22 protein-coding genes and 2 tRNA genes are annotated in these 22,268 nt (G+C 67.8%); 14 read left to right on the forward strand and 10 right to left on the reverse strand.

From position 1 onward, the window contains the following. The first annotated feature begins 291 nt into the window (after positions 1-291). Both ACFWF1_RS33590 and ACFWF1_RS33595 read left to right on the forward strand, forming a co-directional pair. Positions 292-1,722 carry a prenyltransferase/squalene oxidase repeat-containing protein gene (locus ACFWF1_RS33590; RefSeq protein ID WP_379282359.1) on the forward strand — a complete coding sequence of 477 codons (1,431 nt, stop codon included), beginning with the start codon at positions 292-294 and terminating at the stop codon, positions 1,720-1,722. A gap of 191 nt (positions 1,723-1,913) precedes the next feature. Then, on the forward strand, positions 1,914-2,756 hold the full coding sequence (locus tag ACFWF1_RS33595) for an SAM-dependent methyltransferase (RefSeq protein WP_379282360.1): 843 nt from the start codon (positions 1,914-1,916) through the stop codon (positions 2,754-2,756). Positions 2,757-2,785: 29 nt separating this feature from the next. Here ACFWF1_RS33595 and ACFWF1_RS33600 read toward each other — a convergent pair whose 3' ends face one another. Both ACFWF1_RS33600 and ACFWF1_RS33605 read right to left on the reverse strand, forming a co-directional pair. Then, positions 2,786-3,097, reverse strand: coding sequence for an AzlD domain-containing protein (locus ACFWF1_RS33600; protein WP_379282362.1), 312 nt, complete (start codon positions 3,095-3,097; stop codon positions 2,786-2,788). Continuing rightward, positions 3,094-3,840: an AzlC family ABC transporter permease gene (locus tag ACFWF1_RS33605; RefSeq protein ID WP_379282881.1), complete on the reverse strand. Its 747-nt coding sequence runs from the start codon at positions 3,838-3,840 to the stop codon at positions 3,094-3,096. Before ACFWF1_RS33605 ends, ACFWF1_RS33600 begins: the two co-directional genes overlap by 4 nt. 79 nt (positions 3,841-3,919) lie before the next feature. On the opposite strand from ACFWF1_RS33605, the gene ACFWF1_RS33610 reads away from it, so the two are divergent. Next, entirely contained in the window at positions 3,920-4,489 is a 570-nt protein-coding gene (locus ACFWF1_RS33610) for a helix-turn-helix domain-containing protein (RefSeq protein WP_379282363.1), read from the forward strand. A gap of 1 nt (position 4,490) precedes the next feature. Here the strand turns inward: ACFWF1_RS33610 and ACFWF1_RS33615 are convergent, their stop codons facing one another. Further along, the gene (locus tag ACFWF1_RS33615; RefSeq protein WP_357391719.1) at positions 4,491-5,195 is read right to left on the reverse strand and encodes an HNH endonuclease; all 705 of its coding nucleotides are present in this window, start codon (positions 5,193-5,195) and stop codon (positions 4,491-4,493) included. A 232-nt stretch (positions 5,196-5,427) separates the two neighbouring features. Here ACFWF1_RS33615 and ACFWF1_RS33620 point away from each other — a divergent pair, with 232 nt between their 5' ends. The 5 genes from ACFWF1_RS33620 (at position 5,428) to ACFWF1_RS33640 (ending at position 9,374) form a co-directional block, all read left to right on the forward strand. Next, positions 5,428-5,856, forward strand: a complete 429-nt coding sequence (locus ACFWF1_RS33620; protein ID WP_379282364.1) for a globin — start codon at positions 5,428-5,430, stop codon at positions 5,854-5,856. A gap of 134 nt (positions 5,857-5,990) precedes the next feature. Next, complete coding sequence (locus ACFWF1_RS33625) at positions 5,991-7,592, forward strand: glycoside hydrolase family 13 protein (protein ID WP_379282365.1); 1,602 nt, start codon at positions 5,991-5,993, stop codon at positions 7,590-7,592. Positions 7,593-7,672: 80 nt separating this feature from the next. Beyond that, a complete protein-coding gene (locus tag ACFWF1_RS33630) occupies positions 7,673-7,951 on the forward strand; it encodes a hypothetical protein (protein ID WP_379282366.1) in 279 nt (92 codons plus the stop codon). Further along, on the forward strand, positions 7,938-8,402 hold the full coding sequence (locus tag ACFWF1_RS33635; RefSeq protein WP_379282367.1) for a DUF5130 domain-containing protein: 465 nt from the start codon (positions 7,938-7,940) through the stop codon (positions 8,400-8,402). Before ACFWF1_RS33630 ends, ACFWF1_RS33635 begins: the two co-directional genes overlap by 14 nt. Before the next feature lie 189 nt (positions 8,403-8,591). Continuing rightward, positions 8,592-9,374: an SDR family oxidoreductase gene (locus ACFWF1_RS33640; protein WP_379282368.1), complete on the forward strand. Its 783-nt coding sequence runs from the start codon at positions 8,592-8,594 to the stop codon at positions 9,372-9,374. A 53-nt stretch (positions 9,375-9,427) separates the two neighbouring features. Here the strand turns inward: ACFWF1_RS33640 and pepN are convergent, their stop codons facing one another. Continuing rightward, a complete protein-coding gene (pepN, locus tag ACFWF1_RS33645; RefSeq protein ID WP_379282369.1) occupies positions 9,428-12,007 on the reverse strand; it encodes an aminopeptidase N in 2,580 nt (859 codons plus the stop codon). A 134-nt stretch (positions 12,008-12,141) separates the two neighbouring features. Between pepN and ACFWF1_RS33650 the strand changes: the two genes are divergently transcribed. Continuing rightward, the gene (locus ACFWF1_RS33650; RefSeq protein WP_379282370.1) at positions 12,142-12,978 is read left to right on the forward strand and encodes a phosphoribosylaminoimidazolesuccinocarboxamide synthase; all 837 of its coding nucleotides are present in this window, start codon (positions 12,142-12,144) and stop codon (positions 12,976-12,978) included. 3 nt (positions 12,979-12,981) lie between these two features. Here ACFWF1_RS33650 and ACFWF1_RS33655 read toward each other — a convergent pair whose 3' ends face one another. The 4 genes from ACFWF1_RS33655 to ACFWF1_RS33670 all read right to left on the reverse strand — a co-directional run bounded on the left by ACFWF1_RS33655 (position 12,982) and on the right by ACFWF1_RS33670 (position 16,500). Beyond that, positions 12,982-13,464, reverse strand: a complete 483-nt coding sequence (locus ACFWF1_RS33655; RefSeq protein WP_379282371.1) for an NUDIX domain-containing protein — start codon at positions 13,462-13,464, stop codon at positions 12,982-12,984. 46 nt (positions 13,465-13,510) lie between these two features. Then, complete coding sequence (locus tag ACFWF1_RS33660; protein WP_379282373.1) at positions 13,511-14,755, reverse strand: RNA polymerase sigma factor; 1,245 nt, start codon at positions 14,753-14,755, stop codon at positions 13,511-13,513. Continuing rightward, complete coding sequence (locus tag ACFWF1_RS33665; protein WP_357391729.1) at positions 14,752-15,153, reverse strand: YciI family protein; 402 nt, start codon at positions 15,151-15,153, stop codon at positions 14,752-14,754. Before ACFWF1_RS33665 ends, ACFWF1_RS33660 begins: the two co-directional genes overlap by 4 nt. Before the next feature lie 111 nt (positions 15,154-15,264). Beyond that, positions 15,265-16,500, reverse strand: a complete 1,236-nt coding sequence (locus ACFWF1_RS33670) for an NAD(P)/FAD-dependent oxidoreductase (protein WP_379282374.1) — start codon at positions 16,498-16,500, stop codon at positions 15,265-15,267. A 180-nt stretch (positions 16,501-16,680) separates the two neighbouring features. Between ACFWF1_RS33670 and ACFWF1_RS33675 the strand changes: the two genes are divergently transcribed. Then, complete coding sequence (locus tag ACFWF1_RS33675; RefSeq protein ID WP_379282375.1) at positions 16,681-17,328, forward strand: DsbA family protein; 648 nt, start codon at positions 16,681-16,683, stop codon at positions 17,326-17,328. A gap of 46 nt (positions 17,329-17,374) precedes the next feature. Here the strand turns inward: ACFWF1_RS33675 and ACFWF1_RS33680 are convergent, their stop codons facing one another. Next, on the reverse strand, positions 17,375-18,475 hold the full coding sequence (locus ACFWF1_RS33680; protein ID WP_379282376.1) for a M48 family metallopeptidase: 1,101 nt from the start codon (positions 18,473-18,475) through the stop codon (positions 17,375-17,377). Positions 18,476-18,652: 177 nt separating this feature from the next. Between ACFWF1_RS33680 and ACFWF1_RS33685 the strand changes: the two genes are divergently transcribed. Together ACFWF1_RS33685 and ACFWF1_RS33690 are read left to right on the forward strand one after the other, a co-directional pair. Continuing rightward, a complete protein-coding gene (locus ACFWF1_RS33685; protein ID WP_379282377.1) occupies positions 18,653-19,126 on the forward strand; it encodes a ribose-5-phosphate isomerase in 474 nt (157 codons plus the stop codon). A 13-nt stretch (positions 19,127-19,139) separates the two neighbouring features. Beyond that, the gene (locus ACFWF1_RS33690) at positions 19,140-19,952 is read left to right on the forward strand and encodes an Fpg/Nei family DNA glycosylase (RefSeq protein ID WP_379282379.1); all 813 of its coding nucleotides are present in this window, start codon (positions 19,140-19,142) and stop codon (positions 19,950-19,952) included. 117 nt (positions 19,953-20,069) lie between these two features. On the opposite strand, the gene ACFWF1_RS33695 is transcribed toward ACFWF1_RS33690, so the two are convergent. After that, entirely contained in the window at positions 20,070-21,020 is a 951-nt protein-coding gene (locus ACFWF1_RS33695) for a diguanylate cyclase domain-containing protein (RefSeq protein WP_379282380.1), read from the reverse strand. A gap of 914 nt (positions 21,021-21,934) precedes the next feature. Here ACFWF1_RS33695 and ACFWF1_RS33700 point away from each other — a divergent pair. Beyond that, positions 21,935-22,008: transfer RNA gene (locus ACFWF1_RS33700), tRNA-Gly, on the forward strand. A gap of 47 nt (positions 22,009-22,055) precedes the next feature. Beyond that, positions 22,056-22,129: transfer RNA gene (locus tag ACFWF1_RS33705), tRNA-Pro, on the forward strand. Positions 22,130-22,268: the final 139 nt, after the last annotated feature.

Raw genomic sequence — 22,268 nt, forward strand, 5'->3', positions numbered from 1 at the left:
CAAACCAATTGCAACTATCCAGCATTCGCCGCACAGCAAGATCGTCTTTTCGATGCGTCAGTTACGTTGCGGGAGGAGCATGTTGAGGTACCCCCGACAGCGCGCCAAGTGCGGCGACGGCACTCGGCGCGCGGCGCACCGACCTCGAGCATCCGAAAGACTGCCATGCGACCCGCGACACTCACCCATGCCCAGACCGGTTGGGCCCCTGCACTTTTCCCGCCGCTCCTCGCTCCCGCAACCGCGCGCCTGCGGTCTCGGCTGACGGCGCGCGTCGGTCCCGACGGCGCGGTGCGCGACCCTTGTCAGAGCCGGGTCCTGGAGTCCGTGCTTGCGCTGAACCTGCTGGAGCGGACCGATCTGCAACCCCAGCGGCGGACTCGCCTCGTCGACTATCTGCGTGCCGTGGCCACGACGGACCCACTGGACCGCATCCTGGTCGATCTGGCCCTGACCCGCAGCGCGACCGCAGGTCCCACCGCGGGATTGGCCGAGGTTTTCCTCGCTCGCGCACCCGGCTTCACCGGCGCTCGCAAACACGCCATGTTCGATGCGACCTTCGCCTTATACGGTCTATTACCCCCGCGCCCGCTGGACCCGGGCGCCTTCGACCTGACGGGCTTGCACTGCTGGGCCAGAGTGCAGGTCACCGCCGTGAAGATAGTCCTCGCCGACGCCGCGGACCGGCATGATCAGATCAGCGACGAGGACGTCCGGATTCTGCTGGAAACCCAACGTCAGAGCCAGGTTTGGGAGGACAACATCCTCATCCACCTGTGGGCGCTGCACGCCCTGCACCGCCTCCCGCACACCGAGCACATCGTGACCGAGGGGGTGAGCAAAGCCATGGCCCATCAGCGAGAAGACGGTGGGCTGCCATTCGTCGCCAACACCGACACCTGGTGCACCGCCACCGCCGGTGTCGCACTCGCCGCCGCCAAGGCCCCGCGCGATGTGCTGCACTCCGTCGCCGCGCACCTGGTGTCCCAGCAGCAGCCGGGCGGCGGCTGGTCCTACACCGACCTGGCCTACCAAACCGACGTCGATGACACCTCGGTCGCCATCCAATTCCTGGACACCCTCGACCCGGTCGGCTATCGCGAACCGATCCGCCGCGGCGAGCAGTCACTGATGGCGGTCCGCAACCCCGACGGCGGATTCCCCACCTACATCGCCGGGGCCGCGTCGGAAGCCTGCATGACCGCCGCCGCCGTCGACGCGCTCACCCCGCAGTGGCAACGCCACCACGCGGCCATCATCTCGGGGCTCGAGTTCCTGACCGACCAGCAACGCGCGGACGGGTCCTTCCCGCCGGACTGGTCGAGCAGCCGACTACACACCGTCTTCCGCGCGCTGCTCGCCGCCACCCGCAACCCCGGCCACCACCCCGCACACCTGCTGCAGATGACCAAACGAATCATGACCCTCGTGCTGGACGGGCAGAACGCCGACGGCGGCTGGGGACAGCAACACGGAGAACCCAGCGACGCGATCAGTACCGCCTACGCCCTCATCGCCGTGTGCTGCCAGGACGACCCGGCACCGGCCGCGCGTGCGGCGGCCTACCTGCTGTCTTGCCAGCGCAACGACGGCAGTATCGCCGCCATTTCCGACTCGATCGGGCCACGCCCGCTGCGCTTCACGATTCCGGTCCTAGCCGACATCTTCACGCTGCTGGCCCTCGGTCACCTCGAACGCCGCATCGATACGCGTGTTCGGTGAGGTTCCCCGCCCAGATCGGTCCACCCGGGGCGTCGGAGCGCGTTCCACTTCGGCATGGATTCGCGGCGGACGGCGCGGTCATCGGAATATGCTGGCGCAGTACGTTCTGGCGAGTCGCTATGTGTCGGAGACACATTGATGTGGTGAGGTTGGCAGATTCCTGTGCGGCCGCCCCCGAAGAGAGGAGCATCATGTCGGATAGCCACGGTCGGTCAGGTCCGCGTTTGCCGGTCACCATCGACACGACCAAACCGCATGAGGCTCGTTTCTACGATTATTGGCTCGGTGGTGCCGACAACTACCCGGTCGATCGCGCGCTCGGCGACCGGATCGCCGCGTACGTCCCCACCATCCGCACGATGGTTCGTCACAACCGCGCCTTCCTCGGCCGCGCCGTGCGCTATGCGATGACCGAACTGGGCATCACCCAGTTCCTCGACATCGGCACCGGCCTGCCGACCGCCCGCAATACCCACGAGGTGGCCCAGGACGTCGATCCGGCGGCCCGCATCGTCTACGTCGACAAGGATCCGCTCGTGCTCGCCCATGCCCGCGCGGTGATGGCAAGCGCCAAAGCGGGCAAGACCGCGTTCATCCACGCCGATCTGCACGATCCCGAGTCGATTCTGTCCGACCCGATCATCGCCGCCACGCTCGATCTCGAGCAACCGGTTGCCATCACGCTGACCATGATCATGATGTATTTCCGCGATTCGGACGATCCGCAGGGCATCATCGCGCGGTTACTGGAGGCGGTGCCGTCCGGCAGCAGTCTGACGATCAGTCATCCCACTGCGGATTTCAATCCGACGGCCACGGCGCAGGCCGTGGAGGCCTGCGAACGTGCCGGTATCGCGATGGTCCCGCGTACCCGTGCCGAGATCGAAAAGCTGTTCGCCGGAACCGAAATCGTGGAGCCGGGCGTGGTCACGCTCGAGGACTGGCACCCCGAACTCGCCGAGGAATCGCTGTACGAGGTCGATCCCGATGCCGGACCCGCCTGGATCTGGGCAGGCGTGGGCCGCAAACCCTGAAAGGCGACCGCGGCCAGCGGATTTCGGGGTCAGTGCAGGCCCAGTAGTCGCAGGAGGGCCGTGGTCGCGGCGGCGGCGAGGATAACCACGAGGATGGGTTGTTTGCGCCAGGCCAGCGCGGCGGCGACGAGAACGCCTGCGGGGAGAGCGAAGCCGAACTCCCCGGAGGCGGTCGGCAGGGCGGTGACGGCCACCAATGCGGCGATCAGGACGACGGCGCCGACTTCCAGGAGCCGAATTGTGCGGGCCGGGAAGCGAATACGGTCGCGTAATGCCGGACCGGACCAACGAAAAGCGTAGGTGCCCAAGGCGAGGGCGATCATGCTGGCGACCAATATCATTCGACACCTGATTCGACGGTGTTCAGTTCGCGATTCGTAACTGCCACTGGCACAGCAGTTTCAGCGCTTTCCGCCGTTGCCCGATCTCGACCGACGCAGAGCAATCCCGAAAGCGCCACTAGCACAGGCATTCCCGCGGGTAAGAACGGCGCGCTGGCAACCGCCGCGACAGCGCCGACCGCGGCCGCGCGCAACGTCGCGATGTCGCGCAGCGCTGGCACGATCAGCGCGAGCAGGACCGCGGGAAACACCGCGTCCAGTCCGAACGCCGAAGTGTCCGGCACGAAGGTCCCGATCAGCACACCGAGCACGGCACCGCCCGGCCAGGCGAGCAGCACACCAAAACCGCACGCCCAGTATGCAGCTCGTTTGCGTTCGATAGAGGACTGGGCCAGCGACATCGCCACCGACTCGTCGTTCATCAGATGCACGCCGAGAAACCGCCGCCACCCGGTACCGACCACCTCCGGCACCGACAACCCGTACGGCAGATGCCGGGCATTGACAACCAGTCCGGCCAGCAGCGCCGCGATCGGACTACCGCCCGCCGCGACGATCCCGATGAACAGAAACTCCGCACCCCCGGCGAGCACCACCACACCGAGCACGATCGGCAGCCACGCGGGCAGACCGGTGGTGACCGCAGTCGCGCCATATGACACACCGATCACAAAAACCGCCAGGCACACCGCCACGATCCCGGAGAAGGTATCCCGCCCGAGTGTTCGCCATATCGAACGCATGTAGCTTATAGTGAACATCACGACCCGATCCGTCAATATGGTTTCCTGTTGAGTGGTGGACCACACGATGGGAGGACAAGTGGCACAGCGGGACTCACCGACGGGCACACCCCAGGCGGTGATCGCCGCTGCCCTGCGCCGCGAACGCACCAGGGCCGGCCTCTCGCTCACCGAGGTGGCGCACCGCGCGGGCGTCGCGAAATCCACTCTCTCCCAATTGGAATCGGGCACCGGCAATCCGAGCCTGGAAACCCTCTGGGCGCTGTGCGTCGCGCTGGACATGCCCTTCTCCGGGCTGCTCGATCCACCGCGCCCGGCCGTGCGGGTGATCCGCGCGGGGGAGGGGCCGGTCGTCGCCGCAGCGGAATCCGACTACCGCGCGACGCTGCTGGCCGCCAGCCCGCCCAACTCCCGCCGTGACCTGTTCCGCATCACCGCCGAACCAGGGCACGCCCGTCGCTCGGACCCGCACATCCCCGGCGTCTTCGAGCACGTCCTCCTCGCCAGCGGACGCGCGAAGGTCGGCTTGCTCGACGAACCCGTCGAACTGGGCCCGGGCGACTACATCTCCTACCCGGGCGATCTCCCACACGTCTTCGAAGCACTCGAGCCGGCCACGTGGGCAACCCTGGTGATCGAATACACGTGAGTCAGGCGGCGCCTTCGCCGAGGTACTGCAACCAGATCGGATCCAGGTCGGCCGTCGTGGACAGCAGCCGCCAGTGCGGCCCCTTCGGCGAGACGAGCGGTGAGCGCAGGGTCCAGCCCAGTTCGCTCAGCATCTTGTCGGCCTTGCGGTGGTTGCACGGCGCGCAGCTGGCGACGCAGTTCTCCCAGGAGTGTTCCCCGCCGCGGCTGCGCGGGATGACGTGGTCGATGGTCTCCGCCTTGCCGCCGCAGTACCCGCAGCGATAGCGGTCGCGGTGCATGAGGGCGGCCCGGGTCATCGGGACGCGGGCCCGATACGGCACATGGACATAGGTGCGCAGGCGGATCACCGAGGGAATGGCGACGGCGGCTTCGGCGGAATGGACTACCGGGCCTTCGGCGTCGTGATGGACGGTGTCGGCTTTATCGCAGATGAGCAGGACGATCGCGCGCCGCGCGGACAAGGCGGTAAGCGGCTCGTAGGTGGCGTTCAGAAGCAGCACCCGGCGCTTCAACCAGCTCGGAGTCTCACTGGGCGGCGATGCTGAGCGGTGCGCATGATCGGGATGGCCGTGATGCGCGCCCGGATAATGATCGGACAGGATATGCAGCGGAGTAGCCCCCGAGCCACGATTGTGGACGTCGGCGGGCTGGAGTTGTCGGTGTGTCCGCGCCTCGTGTGACCTGGCGCTGTGCCGCTGCTTCATCTGGACCTCAATTTCATGATTGGCAGGATCATGCTGTTAGCTCGGCAGAGATTGCCACCCAGTTGACCATGGAACGACGGCTATTGCACGGTGATTTTCAACAATGTCCGGTTAACTGTGGCTGAAGAGCCGCCGGCCCGCGATTTACTGTCCCGGAAAACCGCGGTGTGGGCTGGCGATGCCGAGCGCGGGCACAATGGACGTCGGCGCATCCAGCGAATCGAGAGGGTCTATGACTTCGGGCGAGCAGACAGCAGCGGCTTCGGCAGAGCAGACGACAGCGTCGTTCTACGAGGCGGTCGGCGGGGCGGACACGTTCCGGCGGATCGTCGCGGCGTTCTACCGCGAGGTGGCGACCGACGAGGTGCTGCGCCCGCTCTACCCCGAGGAGGATCTCGGCCCGGCCGAGCGCAGGCTGCGCATGTTCCTCGAACAGTATTGGGGCGGCCCGCGCACCTACGGCGAGGAGCGCGGCCACCCGCGGCTGCGGATGCGGCACAATCCGTTCACCATCGGTCCGCTGGAGCGCGACGCGTGGTTGCGTTGCATGCGAATCGCCGTGGCCGAGATCGAGCCGGAGCTACTCGATGACGAGCATCGCAAGGCGTTGCTGGACTACCTGGAGATGGCGGCGAATTCGCTGATGAACACCCCCTGGTGAGGGCGTTTCGGTCGAGAACCGAGTCGGGCCGAGGGTTTTCGGCGCGTCCCGGCGGACGCTGGCGGTTTGCCCCAAGTTGAGATCGGTGCTCCGCCTAAGAGTTTTTGCCGCAAAACTTTGGCACTATTACGTATGTGACTGATACACCCGCCGTACCGGTGCCGGTGGATCGCACCACGCAACCATGGTGGCGGTCGGCCGTGTTCTACCAGGTTTATCCCAGATCCTTCGCGGATTCCGACGGCGACGGAGTCGGTGATCTCGGGGGCGTCCGCGACAAGCTCGGCTACCTCGAGCTACTCGGCATCGACGCACTGTGGGTGTGCCCGGTGATGACCTCACCGATGGCCGACGGCGGCTACGACGTCGCCGACCCCCGCGATATCGACCCGCTCTTCGGCGGGCTCGCCGCGATGGACGAGCTGATCGCCGAGGCGCACTACCGCAACATCAAGATCACGATGGACCTGGTGCCGAACCACACCAGCAGCGAACACCCCTGGTTCCTCGCGGCGCTCGAGGCCGGTCCGGACAGCCCGGAACGCGCCCGCTACCTCTTCCGCGACGGCCGCGGCCCCGGCGGCGACGCGCCACCGAACAACTGGCCGAGCATCTTCGGCGGTCCCGCCTGGACCAGGGTCACCGAACCCGACGGCACGCCGGGCCAGTGGTATCTGCACATCTTCGCCCCGGAGCAGCCCGACCTGAACTGGGAAAACCCCGAGGTCGCCGCCGATTTCGAGAAGACGCTGCGGTTCTGGCTCGATCGCGGCGTGGACGGATTCCGCCTCGACGTGGCGCACGGCATGGCGAAACCGGCGGGCCTGCCGGACATGGCGGTGGTCAAGACCGCCCTGCTCGCCAACGACGACGACGATCTGCGCTTCAACAACCCCGCCGTGCACGAGATCCACCGCCGCATTCGCAAGGTGCTCGACGACTACCCAGACGCGGTGTCGATCGGCGAGGTGTGGGTCAACGACAACGTCCGGTTCGGCGAGTACCTGCGCGCCGACGAACTGCACCTGGCCTTCAATTTCCGGCTGGCGCAAACCGATTTCGACGCCGACGACGTGCGCGCGGCAATCGACAATTCCCTCGCCGCGGTCGCACCGGTCGCCGCCTCGCCCACCTGGACGCTGTCCAACCACGACATCAAGCGGGAGGTCACCCGCTACGGTGACGGCGCGGTGGGACAGGACCGTGCCCGCGCGATGCTGCTGCTCGAATTGGCACTGCCCGGTTCGGTATTCATCTACAACGGCGCGGAATTGGGCCTGCCCAACGTGGACGACCTGCCCGACGCGGTCCTGCAGGACCCGGCCTGGGAGCGCTCCGGGCACACCGAACGCGGCCGCGACGGCTGCCGGGTGCCGCTCCCGTGGGAGGGCACCGCACCGCCGTTCGGCTTCACCACCGGCACACCGTGGTTGCCGATGCCCGCCGACTGGGCGGGCCGCACCGTCGAAGCGCAGCTCGAGGAGCTCGGCTCCACCCTCTCGCTGTACCGGATGGCCATCGAATTGCGTGGCCTGCGACCGGAATTCAGCGGCACCCGGATCGAGTGGTACGGCAGCCCGCCCGGCTGTCTCGCCTTCCGTCGCGAGGGTGGCCTGGTCTGCGTGCTGAACGCGTCGCAGGCGCCCACCCAGCTGCCGCCCGGCGATGTGCTGCTGGCCAGCGCGCCGCTGGAGGGCGGCCAACTGCCGCCGAACGCCGCCGCCTGGCTGGTCTGACGGGCCGGACGACTCGACACGAAGCACAGTGAGTGTGACCAGAAGAAGAACTACTACACAGCATCGTCTACCGTTGGCTCGTGAGCATTCTCGAGACTGTGCTGGTCTTCCTCGGCATCCCGCTGGTGATATACGGCGCGATCGCCGGATTGACGTATCTCGGTAAGCCACTCGCCGGTTCGAAGCCCGCCCACTACGACCTCGGTCAGCAGTGGACGTCGGAGCCGGTGCTGTGGAGTGCGACCGACGAGGTGACCTCGACCGGTCATCATTCGGCCGAGTCGTCGCATGGTCATCATGCGGCGATCGAGGCCCCCAAGGCGGAGCTGATCGGAGGCCGGGCAAGTGGCAAGTTCTAAGTGGCCCGCGGTGGTCGAGGCCGACCTGCCGCACGGGTACGTGGTCACCACCAGCGGACGCGTCTCCGGCGTGCACGAGGCCGGCGATGTGTTCCGGGAGGCCCCGTTCAGCGATGACGAGCGGCTCGCCATGGACAACGTGCTGACCGAGGCGACCCGCGCGACCAAGGTGCGGTTCAATGTCTACATCGGCGATCTCGGCGCCGATCCGGCCGCGGGTGCGGACGCGATCTTCCCGTCCACGCCCGAGGCGGCGCGTTCGGTGCTCATCGCTGTCTCGCCCAACGACAAGGCGATCGAGGTGCGCTCCGGCCGCGACGTCGCCGACCGCGCGAACGACCGGGTCTGCCAGCTCGGCGTCACCGCCGCGTCCAGCTCGTTCCGGCAGGGCCAGCTCATCGACGGCCTGGTTTCCGCGGTTCGCGTGATGGCCGCAGCGATCGGCCGCTGACACCATCCGCCCGTGCGGCGGAGTCACGAGCAATGCTTCCGGCGCGCTCACCCGATATGGGTGAGCGCGCCGGTGGCGTTCGCGGGACGCTATGGGGCTAGACGCGGAAAATTTTCTGTTCGCTAGCACCACATTTGGGGTTTGCCGCCCGGCGCGCGACTGGAGCACGGTGGTGGGGTGAAAATTCTTGTGACAGGAGCAACCGGGAACATCGGACGCATGGTCGTCGACCACCTGCTCGCGGGCGGTGCCGACGATGTCAGAGCACTGACCAACCATCCGGAGCGGGCCGCGCTGCCCGCGGGCGTCGAGATCGCCGAGGGGTATCTGGGCCGGGTGTCGTCACTGCCCGCCGCGTTCGAGGGCGTGGATCGGATGTATCTCGCGCCGGTGCTGGAGACCATCGATGACGTGGTCTCGCTGGCCGAGCGGGCGGGCATCCGGCAGATCGTCGATCTGTCCGGCGAGGCGCATTGGACGCCGATCGCGCAGGCGGTCGAGGGCTCGGGGCTCGACTGGACGCACCTGTTCGCCGGTGATTTCCTGGACAACGCCACGGTCTGGGCCGAACAGATCCGCGCGTCCGACGAGATCCGCGACCCGTACCCGGAGGTCGAGAGCGTGCCGATCGCGATGGGCGACATCGCTCGCGTCGCCGCGAAAGTTCTACTCTCCGAAGGCCATAACGGCCAGACCTATCAACTCACCGGCCCGGAAGTACTGACCAGGGCCGATCGCATCCAGCAAATCGGCCGCGCCCTCGGCCGCACCCTCACCGTCCGGCAGGTCCCCGCCGACGAGGCGGTCCAGATCTTCGCGCGGACCATCAGCACCGCCGAATGGTACGTAGAAGTCACCGGCTCGATGGTGGGCTGGCATCCCGAGCCGACCACCACCATCGCCGACCTCACCGGCGCCCCCGCCACCACCTTCGCCCAGTGGGCCGCGGCGAATACTGCCCTCTTCCAGTGAGTTTCACGATCGACAGGGCCTGACCGCAGTCGGGCCCCGTCGATCGTGGCTTGTTACTTCCCGTCGTGCGCCCGGGCGCGGAGGGCGCGTTCGACGCCCGCTTTGCCCTCGATCACCAAGCGGCGCAAGGCCGGTGGGTGGTCGCCGTCGAGGAACTTGTCGGCGGCGGCGACCGCGTCGTCGCTGATCGCCCAGCTCGGGTAGAGCCCGACCACCACGGTCTGCGCGACCTCGCTGGAGCGACGCTCCCACACTGCGGGAACCTCCGCGAAGTAGCGATCGACGTAGGACGTCAACAGCTCGCTCTGACCGGCCGGGGCGAAGCCCGCGATGATCGCGCGAGTGGTGATGTTGGAGATGGTGTCGTCGCCGAGCACCTTGGTCCAGGCCTGTTCCTTCACCTCCGCCTGCGGACGCGCGGTCGCCGCGGTCGCGGCATGCCGCCTGCCCGCCGCGGTCGGATCCTTGGCCAGCTCCTGATCGATGAACGGAGTATCGAGGCCGTCGGCGTCGATCTCGCCCGCCGCCGCCAGCGCGATCACCAGGCGCCAGCGCAGGTCGGTGTCGATCGCCAGGCCGCCGAGACCGACCTTGCCCGGGTCGCCGTCGAGCAGCTCGCGCAGCACCTCGGTGTGCCAGGCGGACAGCTTGGCGCCGGTGAGCGCGTTGACGAAGGCCAGCTGGTGGTCCGAGCCCGCCTCGGCCTCGCGGGCCAGCTCCAGCAGCCGGTCCGCGTGTACGGTCCAGCCGGTGCTCGCCGCCCACTCGGGGTCGGCGTAGCTGCGCAGCGAGAGGCTCGCCTGCATCAGGAGTCGTTGCACCACACCGATTTCCGACTCCGCGCCGACGCCACGCTGCACCAGCGCGAGGAAGTCGCGGGCCCGGAACTCGGCCTGCCGGGTCATCTCCCAGGCGGCCGACCAGGCCAGGGTGCGCGGCAGCGGCTCGGCGATATCGGCGATCCGGTTGACGAGCACGTCCAGCGAGTCGGCGTCGAGGCGCACCGAGCAGTAGGTGAGGTCGTCATCGTTGATCAGCACGAACTTCCCGCGGGCGACGCCGACCAGCTCGGGCACCTCGGTCCGCTCGGCGGCCTCGACGTCGAGCTCGATGCGCTTGGTGCGCACCAGCTTTCCGTCCTGGTCGTCGTAGACGCCGATAGCGAGCCGATGCACGCGACGCTCACCCGCGCCGGGCTCGGCGCCGCCCTGGAGCACGGCGAACGAGGTGAACTTGCCCGCATCGTCGACCGTGAAGTCCGGGCGCAGGGTGTTCAGGCCGGTGGTCTTCAGCCACTGCGTGCCCCAGTCGGAAAGGTCACGGCCGGAAGACTTTTCGAGCGCTGCGAGCAGATCGTCGAAGGTCGCGTTGCCGTAGGCGTGGTCGGCGAAGTAGGCCCGCAGACCGGCCAGGAACGGCTCCAGACCGACGTAGGCGACGAGCTGCTTCAGCACGCTCGCGCCCTTGGCGTAGGTGATGCCGTCGAAGTTCACCTCGACCGCGGCCAGGTCGGGGATGTCCGCCGCGATCGGGTGGGTGGACGGCAGCTGGTCCTGCTGGTACGCCCAGGACTTCTCCGAATTCGCGAAAGTGGTCCAGGCGCTGGAGTATTCGGTCGCCTCGGCCATGCACAGCACGGACGCGAAGGTCGCGAACGACTCGTTCAGCCACAGGTCGTCCCACCACTTCATGGTGACCAGGTCGCCGAACCACATGTGTGCCATCTCGTGCAGCACCGTCTCCGCGCGCCGCTCGTAGGACGCACGGGTCACCTTGGAGCGGAAGACGTAGTCCTCCAAGAAGGTCACCGCGCCCGCGTTCTCCATCGCGCCCGCGTTGAACTCCGGCACGAACAGCTGGTCGTACTTGCCGAACGCGTACGGCACGCCGAACTTGCTGTGGTAGAAGCCGAATCCCTGCTTCGTCTCGGTGAACAGCCGCTCGGCGTCCATGTGCTCGGCAAGCGAAGCGCGGCAATAGATCCCGAGCGGGATGCTGCCGTGCTCGTCGGTGTAGACGTCGGTCCACTGCGCGTACGGGCCCGCGATGAGCGCGACCAGGTAGGTGCTCATCTTCGGCGTGCTGCGGAAAACGTGCTTACCCGGTTCCGCCGCAAGGGTTTCCACGACCGCGCCGTTGGAGATGACCTGCCAGTCGGGCGCGGCCGTCACACTGATGTCGAAGGTGGCCTTCAGGTCCGGCTGGTCGAAGCAGGCGAACATCCGCTTGGCATCGGCGGTTTCGAACTGTGAGTACAGGTAGACGGAGTCGTCGGTCGGGTCGACGAAGCGGTGCAGCCCCTCGCCGGTGTGCGAGTACTCGCAGTCGGCCTCGACGACCAGCTCGTTGGTCGCGGCCAGATCGGGCAGCGCGATTCCGGTGGACTCGTCGTAGCCGGACACATCGAGCGCGGTGCCGTTGAGCACCGCCGACCGCACGCCACGGGCCACCAGGTCGATGAAGGTGCTGGCGCCCGGCGTCGCGGTGAAGGTCACGGTGCTGCGGGAAAAGAAGGTCTGCTCGCCCGGTTTGCCCGCACCGTCGGTCAGGTCGAGGTCGATGCGGTAGTTATCGACCGTCACTGTCGACGCGCGTTCGATCGCCTGGTCGCGAGTCAGGTTCGGTGCGGACATAAGGCTCCTTCGGGTTCGAAGAACTAGCTCGGGCGTTCCCCACGATGCCACCTGGGTAAGGTTGCCCGCGCGGGAGTTTTTCTGATTGAACACTGCCTGGTGGAACCAACCCTATCCATGATCGGAGCTGCGGAGTGAAGCATGTGCACGCCGGCAAGGTGCGCGACCTGTACGAGGACGGCGACACCCTGCTGCTGGTCGCGTCCGATCGTGTCTCGGTCTACGACGTGGTGCTGCCGACGCCGATCCCGGACAAGGGCGCGCTGCTGACCCAGCTGTCCAACTGGTGGTTCGACTACTTCACCGACGTGCCCAACCATGTTGTCTCCGCCACCGACGTGCCCGCCGAGTTCGCCGGCCGCGGCATCCGGGTCAAGCCGCTGAAGATGGTGCAGGTCGAATGCATCGCCCGCGGCTACCTGGTCGGCTCGGGGCTGAAGGAGTATCAGCGGGAAGGCTCGGTGTCCGGTGTCGCGCTGCCGCCCGGCCTGCGCGAGGGCGACAAGCTGCCCGAGCCGATCTTCACGCCGACCACCAAGGCGTCCGAGGGCCACGACGAGCCCATCACCTTCGCCGACGTGGTGAACCAGGAGGGCCGCGAGGTCGCCGAGCAGTTGCGCGACCTGACCCTGCACGTGTACACCCGCGGCGCGGCGCACGCCACCGAGCGTGGCGTGATCGTCGCCGACACCAAGGTCGAATTCGGCTGGGACGGTGACACTCTCACCCTCGGCGACGAGGTGCTCACCTCCGACTCGTCCCGCTTCTGGCTCGCCGCCGAATGGGAGCCCGGCCGCCCGCAGCGCTCCTTCGACAAGCAGTTCGTCCGCGACTGGTCCACCTCCACCGGCTGGAACAAGGAGTACCCCGGCCCGGAGATTCCGGCCGACATCGTCGCGGCCACCCGCCAAAAGTACGTGGAGGCCTACGAACTCGTCACCGGCCGCGCCTGGACCGGTGTGCCGCAGTAGCGGTCAGGCCTGCTCGAGGTAGTCGTTCAACCGATCCAGATACGGTCGCTGGCCCGCGCCGAGCTTCTCGTGCGCGGTGGCCAGATCGAACCACTCCGCCCGGTCGATCTCCGGGAAGCTGGCCATCCGCCCGGAGCGCGGCGGCCACTCCATCTCGAAGTGCCCCGGCACCACGTCGGCCGGATCGAGGTCGCCCTCGACGGCCCAGATGGTCAGCGTCTTCTTACCTTTGCCGCTGCTGTATCGCACGTCGCCGAGCGGAATCCAGTCACCGGGCGGCACGAACAGCCCGAGCTCCTCGTGGAACTCGCGGCCGGCCGCCGCCTGCGCGTCCTCCAGTTCCGGCTCGTACTCGCCTTTCGGGATGGACCACGCGCCGTTGTCCTTGCGCGCGAAGAAAGGGCCACCCATATGCCCGATCAGCACCTCGACGCCTGCGCCGCCGCGCCGAAACACCAGAACCCCCGCACTCGTCTTATCCGTCACCTCATGCAGTCTGCCCCACGGGCCGGTGGGCGAGTGGCACCTGGTCTCACCGATGCCGGAGCTGGGCCGCGCGGACGGTGAGGTAGTGGTTTTCCGGCGCGCTGGGGGTGCGGCCCGCCGCGGCGGTGTAGCAGGTGATGGCGGCGTCGAAATCGCCTGCCATTTCGTGTAAGTGGCCGCGAACGGCATCGAGCCGGTGGTTGCCTGCCAGCTGATCGTCCAGTGTCGCAGCGAGTTCCAGACCGGCCTCGGGTCCGTGCACCATCGCGATCGCGACCGCGCGGTTGAGCGTGACGATCGGGTTGTCCGAAAGCTTTTCGAGCAGGTCGTACAGCGCGAGGATCTTGGTCCAGTCGGTCTCCTCGGTGCTGATCGCCTGCGCGTGCAGCACCGCGATGGCCGCCTGGATCTGGTAGGGCCCGGTAAGTCCTTGTGCGAGAGTGCTCGTCGTCAGCGTGACGCCCTCGGTGATCTGCCCGCGGTCCCACAGCGCTCGGTTCTGTTCGCCGAGGGGAATCAGCTCACCCCGCTCGCCGGTGCGCGCCGCGCGCCGGGAATCGGTGAGCAGCATGAGCGCGAGCAGCCCGGTGACCTCGGTGTCGTCGGGCAGCATCCGATGTACCGCGCGCGCAAGACGAATCGCCTCGGCGGCGACGTCCGCGCGTTGCAGGTCCGGACCGGAGGTACTCGTACTGCCTTCGTTGAAGATCAGATACAGCACATGCAGCACGGTCCCCAGCCGAGCCCGCCACTCGACGTCGCCCGGCCGTGCGAACGGCCGCTCGAGCGTAGCCAGCTTCTTCTTGGCTCGCGTGATCCGTTGCGCCATGGTCGCTTCCGGCAACAGGAACGCGTGCGCGATCTCCGCCGTGGTCAGCCCGCCCACCGCTCGCAACGTGAGCGCGATAGCACTCGCCGAGGACAACGCGGGATGACAGCAGAGGAAGAACATGGCGAGTGTGTCGTCGTAATCGAGCGGTATCGCGTCGGGCACTTCGCGATCTAACGACGTTGTCTCCCTGCGCCGCCGGGCCACCTCGGCCCGCACCGCGTCGGCCATCCGGCGCTGCGCCACCTGAATCAGCCAGCCGCGCGGGTTGTCCGGGAGTCCGTCCACCGGCCACTGGGTCGCCGCCGCGAGCATCGCCTCCTGCAGCGCGTCCTCGGCGGTATCGAAATCGCCGAACCGGCGCACCAATGCACCGAGGACCTGTGGCGCCAACTCGCGCAACAGGTCCTCGGCCCTCGCCGGGAGCGGTGTGTCGTCGGGCACCACTCGCCGGTTGGTCACTGGTCGCTGGCCGGGACGCTCATCACCGGCCGTACCTCGATGTATTCGCCGATCGGTTTACCGCCCGGTCCCGGTGCCGCCGACGCCTGCCCGGCGATCTCGTAGGCCCGTTCCGGGCTTTCCACGTCGACGATCCAGTACCCGGCCAGGAACTCTTTCGTCTCCGGGAACGGTCCGTCGGTCACCACCGGCGCCGAGCGGCCGTCGGAGCTGACGACGCGGGCCTCGGTCGGGCCGGTGAGCCCCTGCGCGTCTACCAGCTCACCCGACTTGGCCAATTGCTCGCCGAGGGCGCGCTGGAAGTCTATGTGCGCCTGGATCTCCTGCGGGGACCATTCGTTGATCGGTGTGTCGCAGAAGGCGGGGGTCCGATAGGTCTTCATCAGCATGTATTTCATCGAGTTCTCTTTCCGGCTACCGGTCGGCGCGCTCGTGTGACGCTCTCGCGGTGTGGTCGGAACCGAGCGTGCCGTTTCGACACATCGCTTCGCTCCTCGAAGTGACCTGTGTCACAGCGGTTTCGAGGTGTCCGCGAGCGCCTCGGGATCGACCGGTTCGCCCGCCAGGATCAGTTCCTTGATCCGGTCGGTCACGTCCCACACGTTCACATTCATGCCCGCGAGCACCCGGTTGTCCGCGTCGAGCCAGAACGCGACGAACTCGCGCTTCGCCACATCGCCGCGGGTCACCACCCGCGCGTAGTCGCCGGGCGCCGCGTAGCCGGTGTACTCCATGCCCAGGTCGTACTGGTCGGTGAAGAAGTAGGGCAGCCGGTCGTAACTGGCCTGCTTGCCGAGCATCGTCTCGGCCGCGACCGCGGGCTGGTTGAGCGCGTTTGCCCAGTGCTCCACCCGAATTCGGCGATGGAGCACCGGATGTTGCTGTGCGGCAATGTCGCCGACGGCGACGATGTCCGGGTTGCTGGTGGCCAGGTGTTCGTCGACGAGCACGCCGCCGTCGACGTCGAGCCCGGCGTCTTCGGCCAGCTCGATGTTCGGCCGGGCGCCGACCGCGACCAGCACCGCCTCGGCCTCGATGACGCTGCCGTCGGCGAGTTTCACCCCGGTCGCCAATCTGGTCCCGACCCCTTCCTTCGTGGTGATCTCGGTGACCTGAGCGCCGAGGCGCAGGTCCACACCGTTCGACCGATGTAGCTCGGCGAACACCTCGCCCATCTCCTGCCCGAGCGACGCGAGCAACGGGTGTTCGGCGTTCTCGACGATGGTCACCGAGAGGTCCGCGGCCCTGGCCGCCGCCGCGACCTCCAGACCGATCCAGCCCGCCCCGATGATCACGATGCTTTGCGCGGCGCTCGCGAAGAACTCGATCAGGGTGTCGGAGTCCTCGATGTTGCGCAGCGTGTACACGTTGGGCGCGTCGGCGCCGGGGATGGACAGGGTGCGCGGGGTCGAGCCGGTGGCCAGCGCCAGCTTGTCGTAGGAGAGCGTGGAGCCGTCCGGCAGTGAGATCGTCTTCGCGGCCGGATCGAGGCTTTCGACGGTCGTGCCGACCCGGACCTCGACGTTGTGGTCGCGGTACCACTGCCGCGGGTGGGTGGTGAATTCGGTCAGTTGCTTCTTGCCCGCCAGATGTTCCTTGGACAGCGGTGGTCGCTCGTAAGGCAGCCGGTCCTCCGCGCCGATCAGCGTCACCGATCCGGGAAAGTCGTTGGCGCGCAAGGCCTCCGCCAGCTTCGCCGCGGCGAGCCCGCCGCCGACGATGACGAAACGCTGATCAGAACTCATCTGGACTCCTTGTCGAGAGGGAACCGGGACTCCTGCCGCTAAACCCTACGGGGACCGGCCTCGGCAGCTCCGGAAAACGGCGGCACCGGATGGGAACGAATCGGCCGTCGCCGTGGTTGTTTCCCTATAGCGGCGGGGCTCAGCGCCGCCCGTCGAGCATGCGATTCGAGAGGACCCGTCGTGAGTGAAAAGAGCTCCGCGAAAGATGTTGCCGATTTCTGGTTCGACCCGCTGTGCCCGTGGTGTTGGATCACGTCCCGCTGGATTCTCGAGGTCGAGCAGGTGCGCGACATCGAGGCGCGTTTCCATGTGATGAGCCTGTCGGTGCTGAACGAGGACAAAGAGGGCCTGCCCGAGCAGTACAAGGAACTGCTGGACACCGGCTGGGGCCCGGTCCGCGTCGCCATCGCGGCCGCGCAGGAGCACGGCGACAAGGTGCTGCTGCCGCTCTACACCGCGATGGGCACCCGCATCCACAACCGCCGCGAGGAGTACAAGCGGGACTCACGCAAGGAGTCCCTCACCGCGGTGATCGCCGATTCGCTCGCCGAGGTCGGCCTGCCCGCCGAGCTGGCCAAGGCCGCCGAGAGCACCGACTACGACGAGGCACTGCGCAAGAGCCATCACGCGGGCATGGACAAGGTCGGCCCCGACGTCGGCACGCCGACGATCCACATCAACGGCACCGCGTTCTTCGGTCCGGTGCTGTCCCGGATCCCGCGCGGCGAGCAGGCGGGCAAGCTGTGGGACGCGTCGGTGACGCTGGCCGACTACCCGCACTTCTTCGAGCTCAAGCGCACGCGCACCGAAGATCCCGAGTTCGACTGACCACCGGCGAGTGCCGCGGGGCTCGACCCGCGGCACTCGGTGCTTGCTACGGAACGGTTTTCGGCGGCAGCGCCGGAGTCTGGTAGCTACCCGGGTAGCCGCCCTGCGGTGGCATCGCGCCCGCGGGCGGGGCGGGCCGCAACCACAGCTTGCCGTGCCTGCTCCGGTCGCGCAGCGCCCACATCCGCCAGGTCAGCACCGGGTGCGACGACATCGCGTTGACCACCCAGACGAAGAAGCCCTTCTCCATCGCCGCCCGATCGGCCATCTCGTCGAAGCCGACCAGCGTGTTCAGGTACTTGCCCGCCGCCAGCGTGCCCATCGCCGCGGGCGCGCCCGTGTGCCGATTGCAGTAGCCGTGATTGTCGGCGGTGTACTCCTGCGCGCGGATCAGCGAGTTGCCGATGAACGGCAGGAACGGGACGAGGAACATGCCGAGCTGGCGCCAGTACGAGACGTGACCCGCCGCGATGTGCCCGACCTCGTGGCCGATGATGAACGCCAGCGCGTCGGGTTCCCGTGCGGCGCCGCCGATCTCGAACAGGTCGCTGTAGACCGCGACGAAGCGGCGGAACCCGTGCCCGCTGGCGAACGCGTTGATCTGGCCGTTGCCGAGCACCACATAGGCGTCGGGCACCTTGGCCATGCCGAACCGCGCGGCCGCCTCGACCACCAGCCGGTAACCCTCCGGGAACTGGGTCGGCGACATCTTGACCCCGTTCACCCGCTGGGTCGAATAGAGCACGCCGCGGCCGAGCCAGACGAGGATCGGCGCGAACACCAGCAGCAGCACGTACTGGTCGAAGTTGCCGGTCACCAGCAGTAGCAGCGCGATCGCGTACGCGAGGACGGTCAGCAGGACGACCACGATGAGCATCGGGATCTCCCAGCTGTGCCTGGCGGGCATCCCGAACGGTGACAGGCCGCGCGGCTGCTGCTGCGGTGGCAGCGGCGGCGGGACGGGGGCACCGGGGTAGGGGCCGTACTGCGGGGGAGCGGGGTAGGGCGGCGGCGAGCCGTAGGGCGCCTGGGAGCCGTAGGGCTGCTGGGAGCCATAGGACGCGTCCTGAGGCTGCGCCCACCCGCCCGAGGCATACGGGTCGACGTGCGGGCCCGTCTGATGGGGCTGGGGTTCGTACGGCTGCATGAAATGAACTCTATTCAGTTGCTGGGAACGGAGGCGGCCCTCGGCCATGTCCACGGCAACGCTGTGGCTCAGGACACTCGCGAGGTATCTCTCGATTCGCGATAGCAGTCGCCGGTGTTAATCGGGCCGCGAGCCCCTTCGTAACGAGCCGGAAACGGGCCTGACAGAATGCCTGCCATGCGCGTATACCTCGGTGCCGACCATGCCGGTTTCGAACTCAAGAATCACGTCAAGGACCATCTGGAAAAGGCGGGCCACGAGGTGGTCGACTGCGGCGCCCTGGAGTACGACGCGCTCGACGACTACCCGGCCTTCTGCATCGAGGCGGCCCGCCGCACCGTCGCCGACCCGGGCAGCCTCGGGCTGGTCTTCGGCGGCAGCGGCAACGGTGAGCAGATCGCCGCGAACAAGGTGCCCGGCGCCCGTTGCGCGCTGACCTGGAGCGTGGAGACCGCTCAGCTTGCCCGGCAGCACAACAACGCTCAGCTGGCCGGCATCGGCGGCCGGATGCACTCCACCGAGGAGGCGCTGGCCATCGTCGACGCGTTCGTCAGCACCGATTGGTCGGGCGAGGACCGGCACCAGCGGCGCATCGACATTCTCGCCGAGTACGAGAAGTCCGGTGTCGCCCCGGCGGTTCCGGCCTACTGAGCCGTAACCGGCTGTGCCTGAAGGTCATACGCTGCACCGTCTCGCGAGGCTGCATCACAAGCGCCTCGCGGGCGGTGTGGTGCGCGTGTCCAGCCCACAGGGCAAGTTCGCGGCGGGTGCGGCCCGCGTCGACGGTCACCTGCTGACGCGCGCCGAGGCGTGGGGCAAACACCTACTGCACCACTACGACTCGGGTCTGATCGTGCACGTGCACCTCGGCCTGTACGGGAAGTTCACCGAATCCGAGCTGCCGATGGGGGAGCCGGTCGGGCAGGTGCGGATGCGGATGCTCGGCGCGCCGGACGGGCAGCCCGGCTTCGGCACCGACCTGCGCGGGCCGACCGCCTGCGAAGTGCTGCTCGCCCCAGAGGTTTCCGCGCTCACCGATCGGCTCGGTCCCGATCCGCTTCGCCGCGGCGCCGACCCGGACCGGGCCTGGCAGCGCATGCGGCGCTCGCGCAGAGCGATCGGCGCGCTGCTGATGGACCAGCAGGTGGTCGCAGGTGTCGGCAATGTCTACCGGGCGGAACTGCTGTTCCGTCACCACATTTCGCCGCACCGGCCGGGCACCGCGCTGTCCGCCGACGAGTGGGCCGCGATGTGGATCGACCTGGTCGCGTTGATGAAGGTCGGCGTCCGGGTCGGCAAGATGGTCGTGGTCCGCCCCGAAGACGACCACGGCGAGCCGTCCTACGCGGCCGACCGCCCACGCACCTACGTCTACCGCCGCCAGGGCTCGCCCTGTCGCATCTGCGGCACCCCGATCGCCCACGCGGTCATGGAGGCCCGAAACCTCTTCTGGTGCCCCACCTGTCAACCGCGCTGAACCACACTCCCGTTTGCCTGGCACCGAGTCTTGCCGCGCGTTCCCGATTCGTCCGGCCACGGGTCAAGCCGGCCCGGAACCGCTTCCGGTGCCGCACCCGTCAGCCGGACCATCCCCTCAACCGGCGACGGCCTCGTCGATCGCGGGCTCGTCGGCCAGTGCGAACCGCCGCCCGCCCGCCGTCTTCGCCGAGTACATCGCGCGGTCGGCGCGGCGAAGCAGATCGCTGAAATCGCAGGAACTTCCGGGCGGGCTGAAGGCGGTGCCGACGCTCGCCGAGACCGGCACCGGCCCGGCCGTCGACCACACCGGGTCGCGCAGCGCGGACACGATCTTGCTGGCGAGATCGCCGAGCGTGTTCTGCGGCGGGTTGACGGCGAGCACGAATTCGTCGCCGCCGTACCGGCAGATCACCGTGTCCGGCGCGCACACCTCGCGCAGGCGGTTGGCCAACTCGACCAGTACCTCGTCGCCGATCGCGTGCCCGTAGCCGTCGTTGATCTGCTTGAACCGGTCCAGGTCGATCAGCAGCAGTCCGACGCCGCGGTTCGGGTCGGTCGCCATCAGCCGGACGCGGTCCTGCAGCAGGGTGCGGTTGGCCAGGTCGGTGAGTGCGTCGTGGGTCGCCTCGTGCCGGAGCCGGTGTTGCAGCGCCGCGATCTCCTGCACGCGCAGCGATACCTTTGCCGAGAGGTTCTGCTCCTGCTGCGCCAGCGCACGCTCCTGCAGCGCCTGGGCGTAGCTGTCGATGGCCTGACTGGCGACGAACGGCCAGCGGGTGGCGACGAGCGAACCGGGCGCACCGGACGGGAAGCCGAGCAGCCACCGTGAGGCCTGCGCCAGCATCCGGATCCGGTCGAACGGCGCCTCGGACAGCTTGGCGCCGAGCAGCCGTGCTTGCGGCACCGGGAACGGCTCGGACCTGGCGAGCGTCAGCAGTTGCTCGACGATCTCGATGAGCACCGGTTCCAGCTGTTGGGGCGCCGCGCCGGAACCCGGCTCGGCGCACACCGCGCGGGCCCAGGCGCGGGCCATCGCGGCGACAGGGGGCTCGATATCGATCGACATCGAACTCACCCTGCGCAGGTGGCGTCGGTACCCAGAGGCCCTGTGCTGACACAGGTGCCGACGTCACCCCGATCGTTCGCACTGCTACGCGGTTGTGTCCACCTCGCTCGGCGCACGCTCACCGCCCCCTTTCCAGATACCCCCGTCCGGCAAAAAGGATCCTAGCAAGCCACCCGGCATCAAAAAACGCTGTTTTGCAACGTGTTCTCGATGCCTCGCGAATGGCGATCGGATATGAGATCGCTGGAATCGCGTCGGCGTTACACCCGGATTTCGTTCGCTGAGAAGTCGCGCCGAGACGCGCTGGCGACACGCTGTAGCGCCGCGCCATGCGGGTCCCCCCGGCCGCTCGCCACGCCTCGACGCGATGTGGCCGTGCGGTCGGCCCGCTGGGCCGCCTGCCTGGTCGCGGCGCCGAAGTAGCGGTGGGAGTAGCCGAGGGTCTGCGGGTCTTCTGCCCAGTGGTGGTGTGGAGCCGGATTTTCCTGCCACAAGCACACCCGGCGGTCGGTTGCACTGAGCAATTTCCTGCTAGTGCGATTTCGGCGAGTCGTGATGTCCCCATAGGTGGCATCCTCTCCGCGACCGGTCGGGCGTGACTGGTGGCCACCCCGTGGGCCACGGCTCCCCCCGACAGGAGTCGTCACGCGTCCCATATGCTCCCCGCTTCCGGTCCGACACGCCCGAGTTTCAAGGAAGAGATCCCTCTTAATTTCATTAAGTTCTGCTACCGCGCGCCACGCCCTGACCGGGGCGACTGGCGTGCGAGACTCACCATAGGGCGTCGCGCTGACGACCGGACACACGCCCGCGCTATCCCCGTGCGCGGGGGGCTGATTGGCATTTGCGAAGCAGGGTTCGGTACAGTCGGGACGCACACGACATCGTGGCGATCCTATCGATGTCGTTTGCCTGCGGGTGTAGTTCAATGGTAGAACCTCAGCCTTCCAAGCTGATGGTGCGGGTTCGATTCCCGTCACCCGCTCCACACGGAATTCAGCCTCGGCGGCGGCCGATAACCGCCGCGAGGGACAACGGGGTGTAGCGCAGCTTGGTAGCGCATCCGCTTTGGGAGCGGAGGGTCGCAGGTTCAAATCCTGTCACCCCGACAACGAATTGAGCGTTCCGGCGCTGGTCCAGGACCCTTTGGGTGCTATGGCCAGCGCCGATTTCGTTGTGTGGCCCCCTTTTCCGCGCTCGCGGTGTGATCGTTGCCACATTCCTCCGCTGTCACGGTCGCCGTTCGGG

Origin of the sequence: Nocardia sp. NPDC060255 (assembly GCF_042727395.1) — a bacterium.
In the GTDB taxonomy this organism is placed as follows: Bacteria; Actinomycetota; Actinomycetes; order Mycobacteriales; family Mycobacteriaceae; genus Nocardia.

Excerpts from the sequence above, each read along its gene's own strand:
- ACFWF1_RS33680 (WP_379282376.1), bottom strand. The coding sequence starts at position 18,475 with ATGCAGCCGTACGAACCCCAGCCCCATCAGACGGGCCCGCACGTCGAC.
- ACFWF1_RS33620 (WP_379282364.1), top strand. The coding sequence starts at position 5,428 with ATGACTTCGGGCGAGCAGACAGCAGCGGCTTCGGCAGAGCAGACGACA.
- ACFWF1_RS33685 (WP_379282377.1), top strand. The coding sequence starts at position 18,653 with ATGCGCGTATACCTCGGTGCCGACCATGCCGGTTTCGAACTCAAGAAT.
- ACFWF1_RS33600 (WP_379282362.1), bottom strand. The coding sequence starts at position 3,097 with ATGATATTGGTCGCCAGCATGATCGCCCTCGCCTTGGGCACCTACGCT.
- ACFWF1_RS33665 (WP_357391729.1), bottom strand. The coding sequence starts at position 15,153 with ATGAAATACATGCTGATGAAGACCTATCGGACCCCCGCCTTCTGCGAC.
- ACFWF1_RS33595 (WP_379282360.1), top strand. The coding sequence starts at position 1,914 with ATGTCGGATAGCCACGGTCGGTCAGGTCCGCGTTTGCCGGTCACCATC.
- pepN (WP_379282369.1), bottom strand. The coding sequence starts at position 12,007 with ATGTCCGCACCGAACCTGACTCGCGACCAGGCGATCGAACGCGCGTCG.
- ACFWF1_RS33615 (WP_357391719.1), bottom strand. The coding sequence starts at position 5,195 with ATGAAGCAGCGGCACAGCGCCAGGTCACACGAGGCGCGGACACACCGA.
- ACFWF1_RS33695 (WP_379282380.1), bottom strand. The coding sequence starts at position 21,020 with ATGTCGATCGATATCGAGCCCCCTGTCGCCGCGATGGCCCGCGCCTGG.
- ACFWF1_RS33670 (WP_379282374.1), bottom strand. The coding sequence starts at position 16,500 with ATGAGTTCTGATCAGCGTTTCGTCATCGTCGGCGGCGGGCTCGCCGCG.
- ACFWF1_RS33605 (WP_379282881.1), bottom strand. The coding sequence starts at position 3,840 with ATGCGTTCGATATGGCGAACACTCGGGCGGGATACCTTCTCCGGGATC.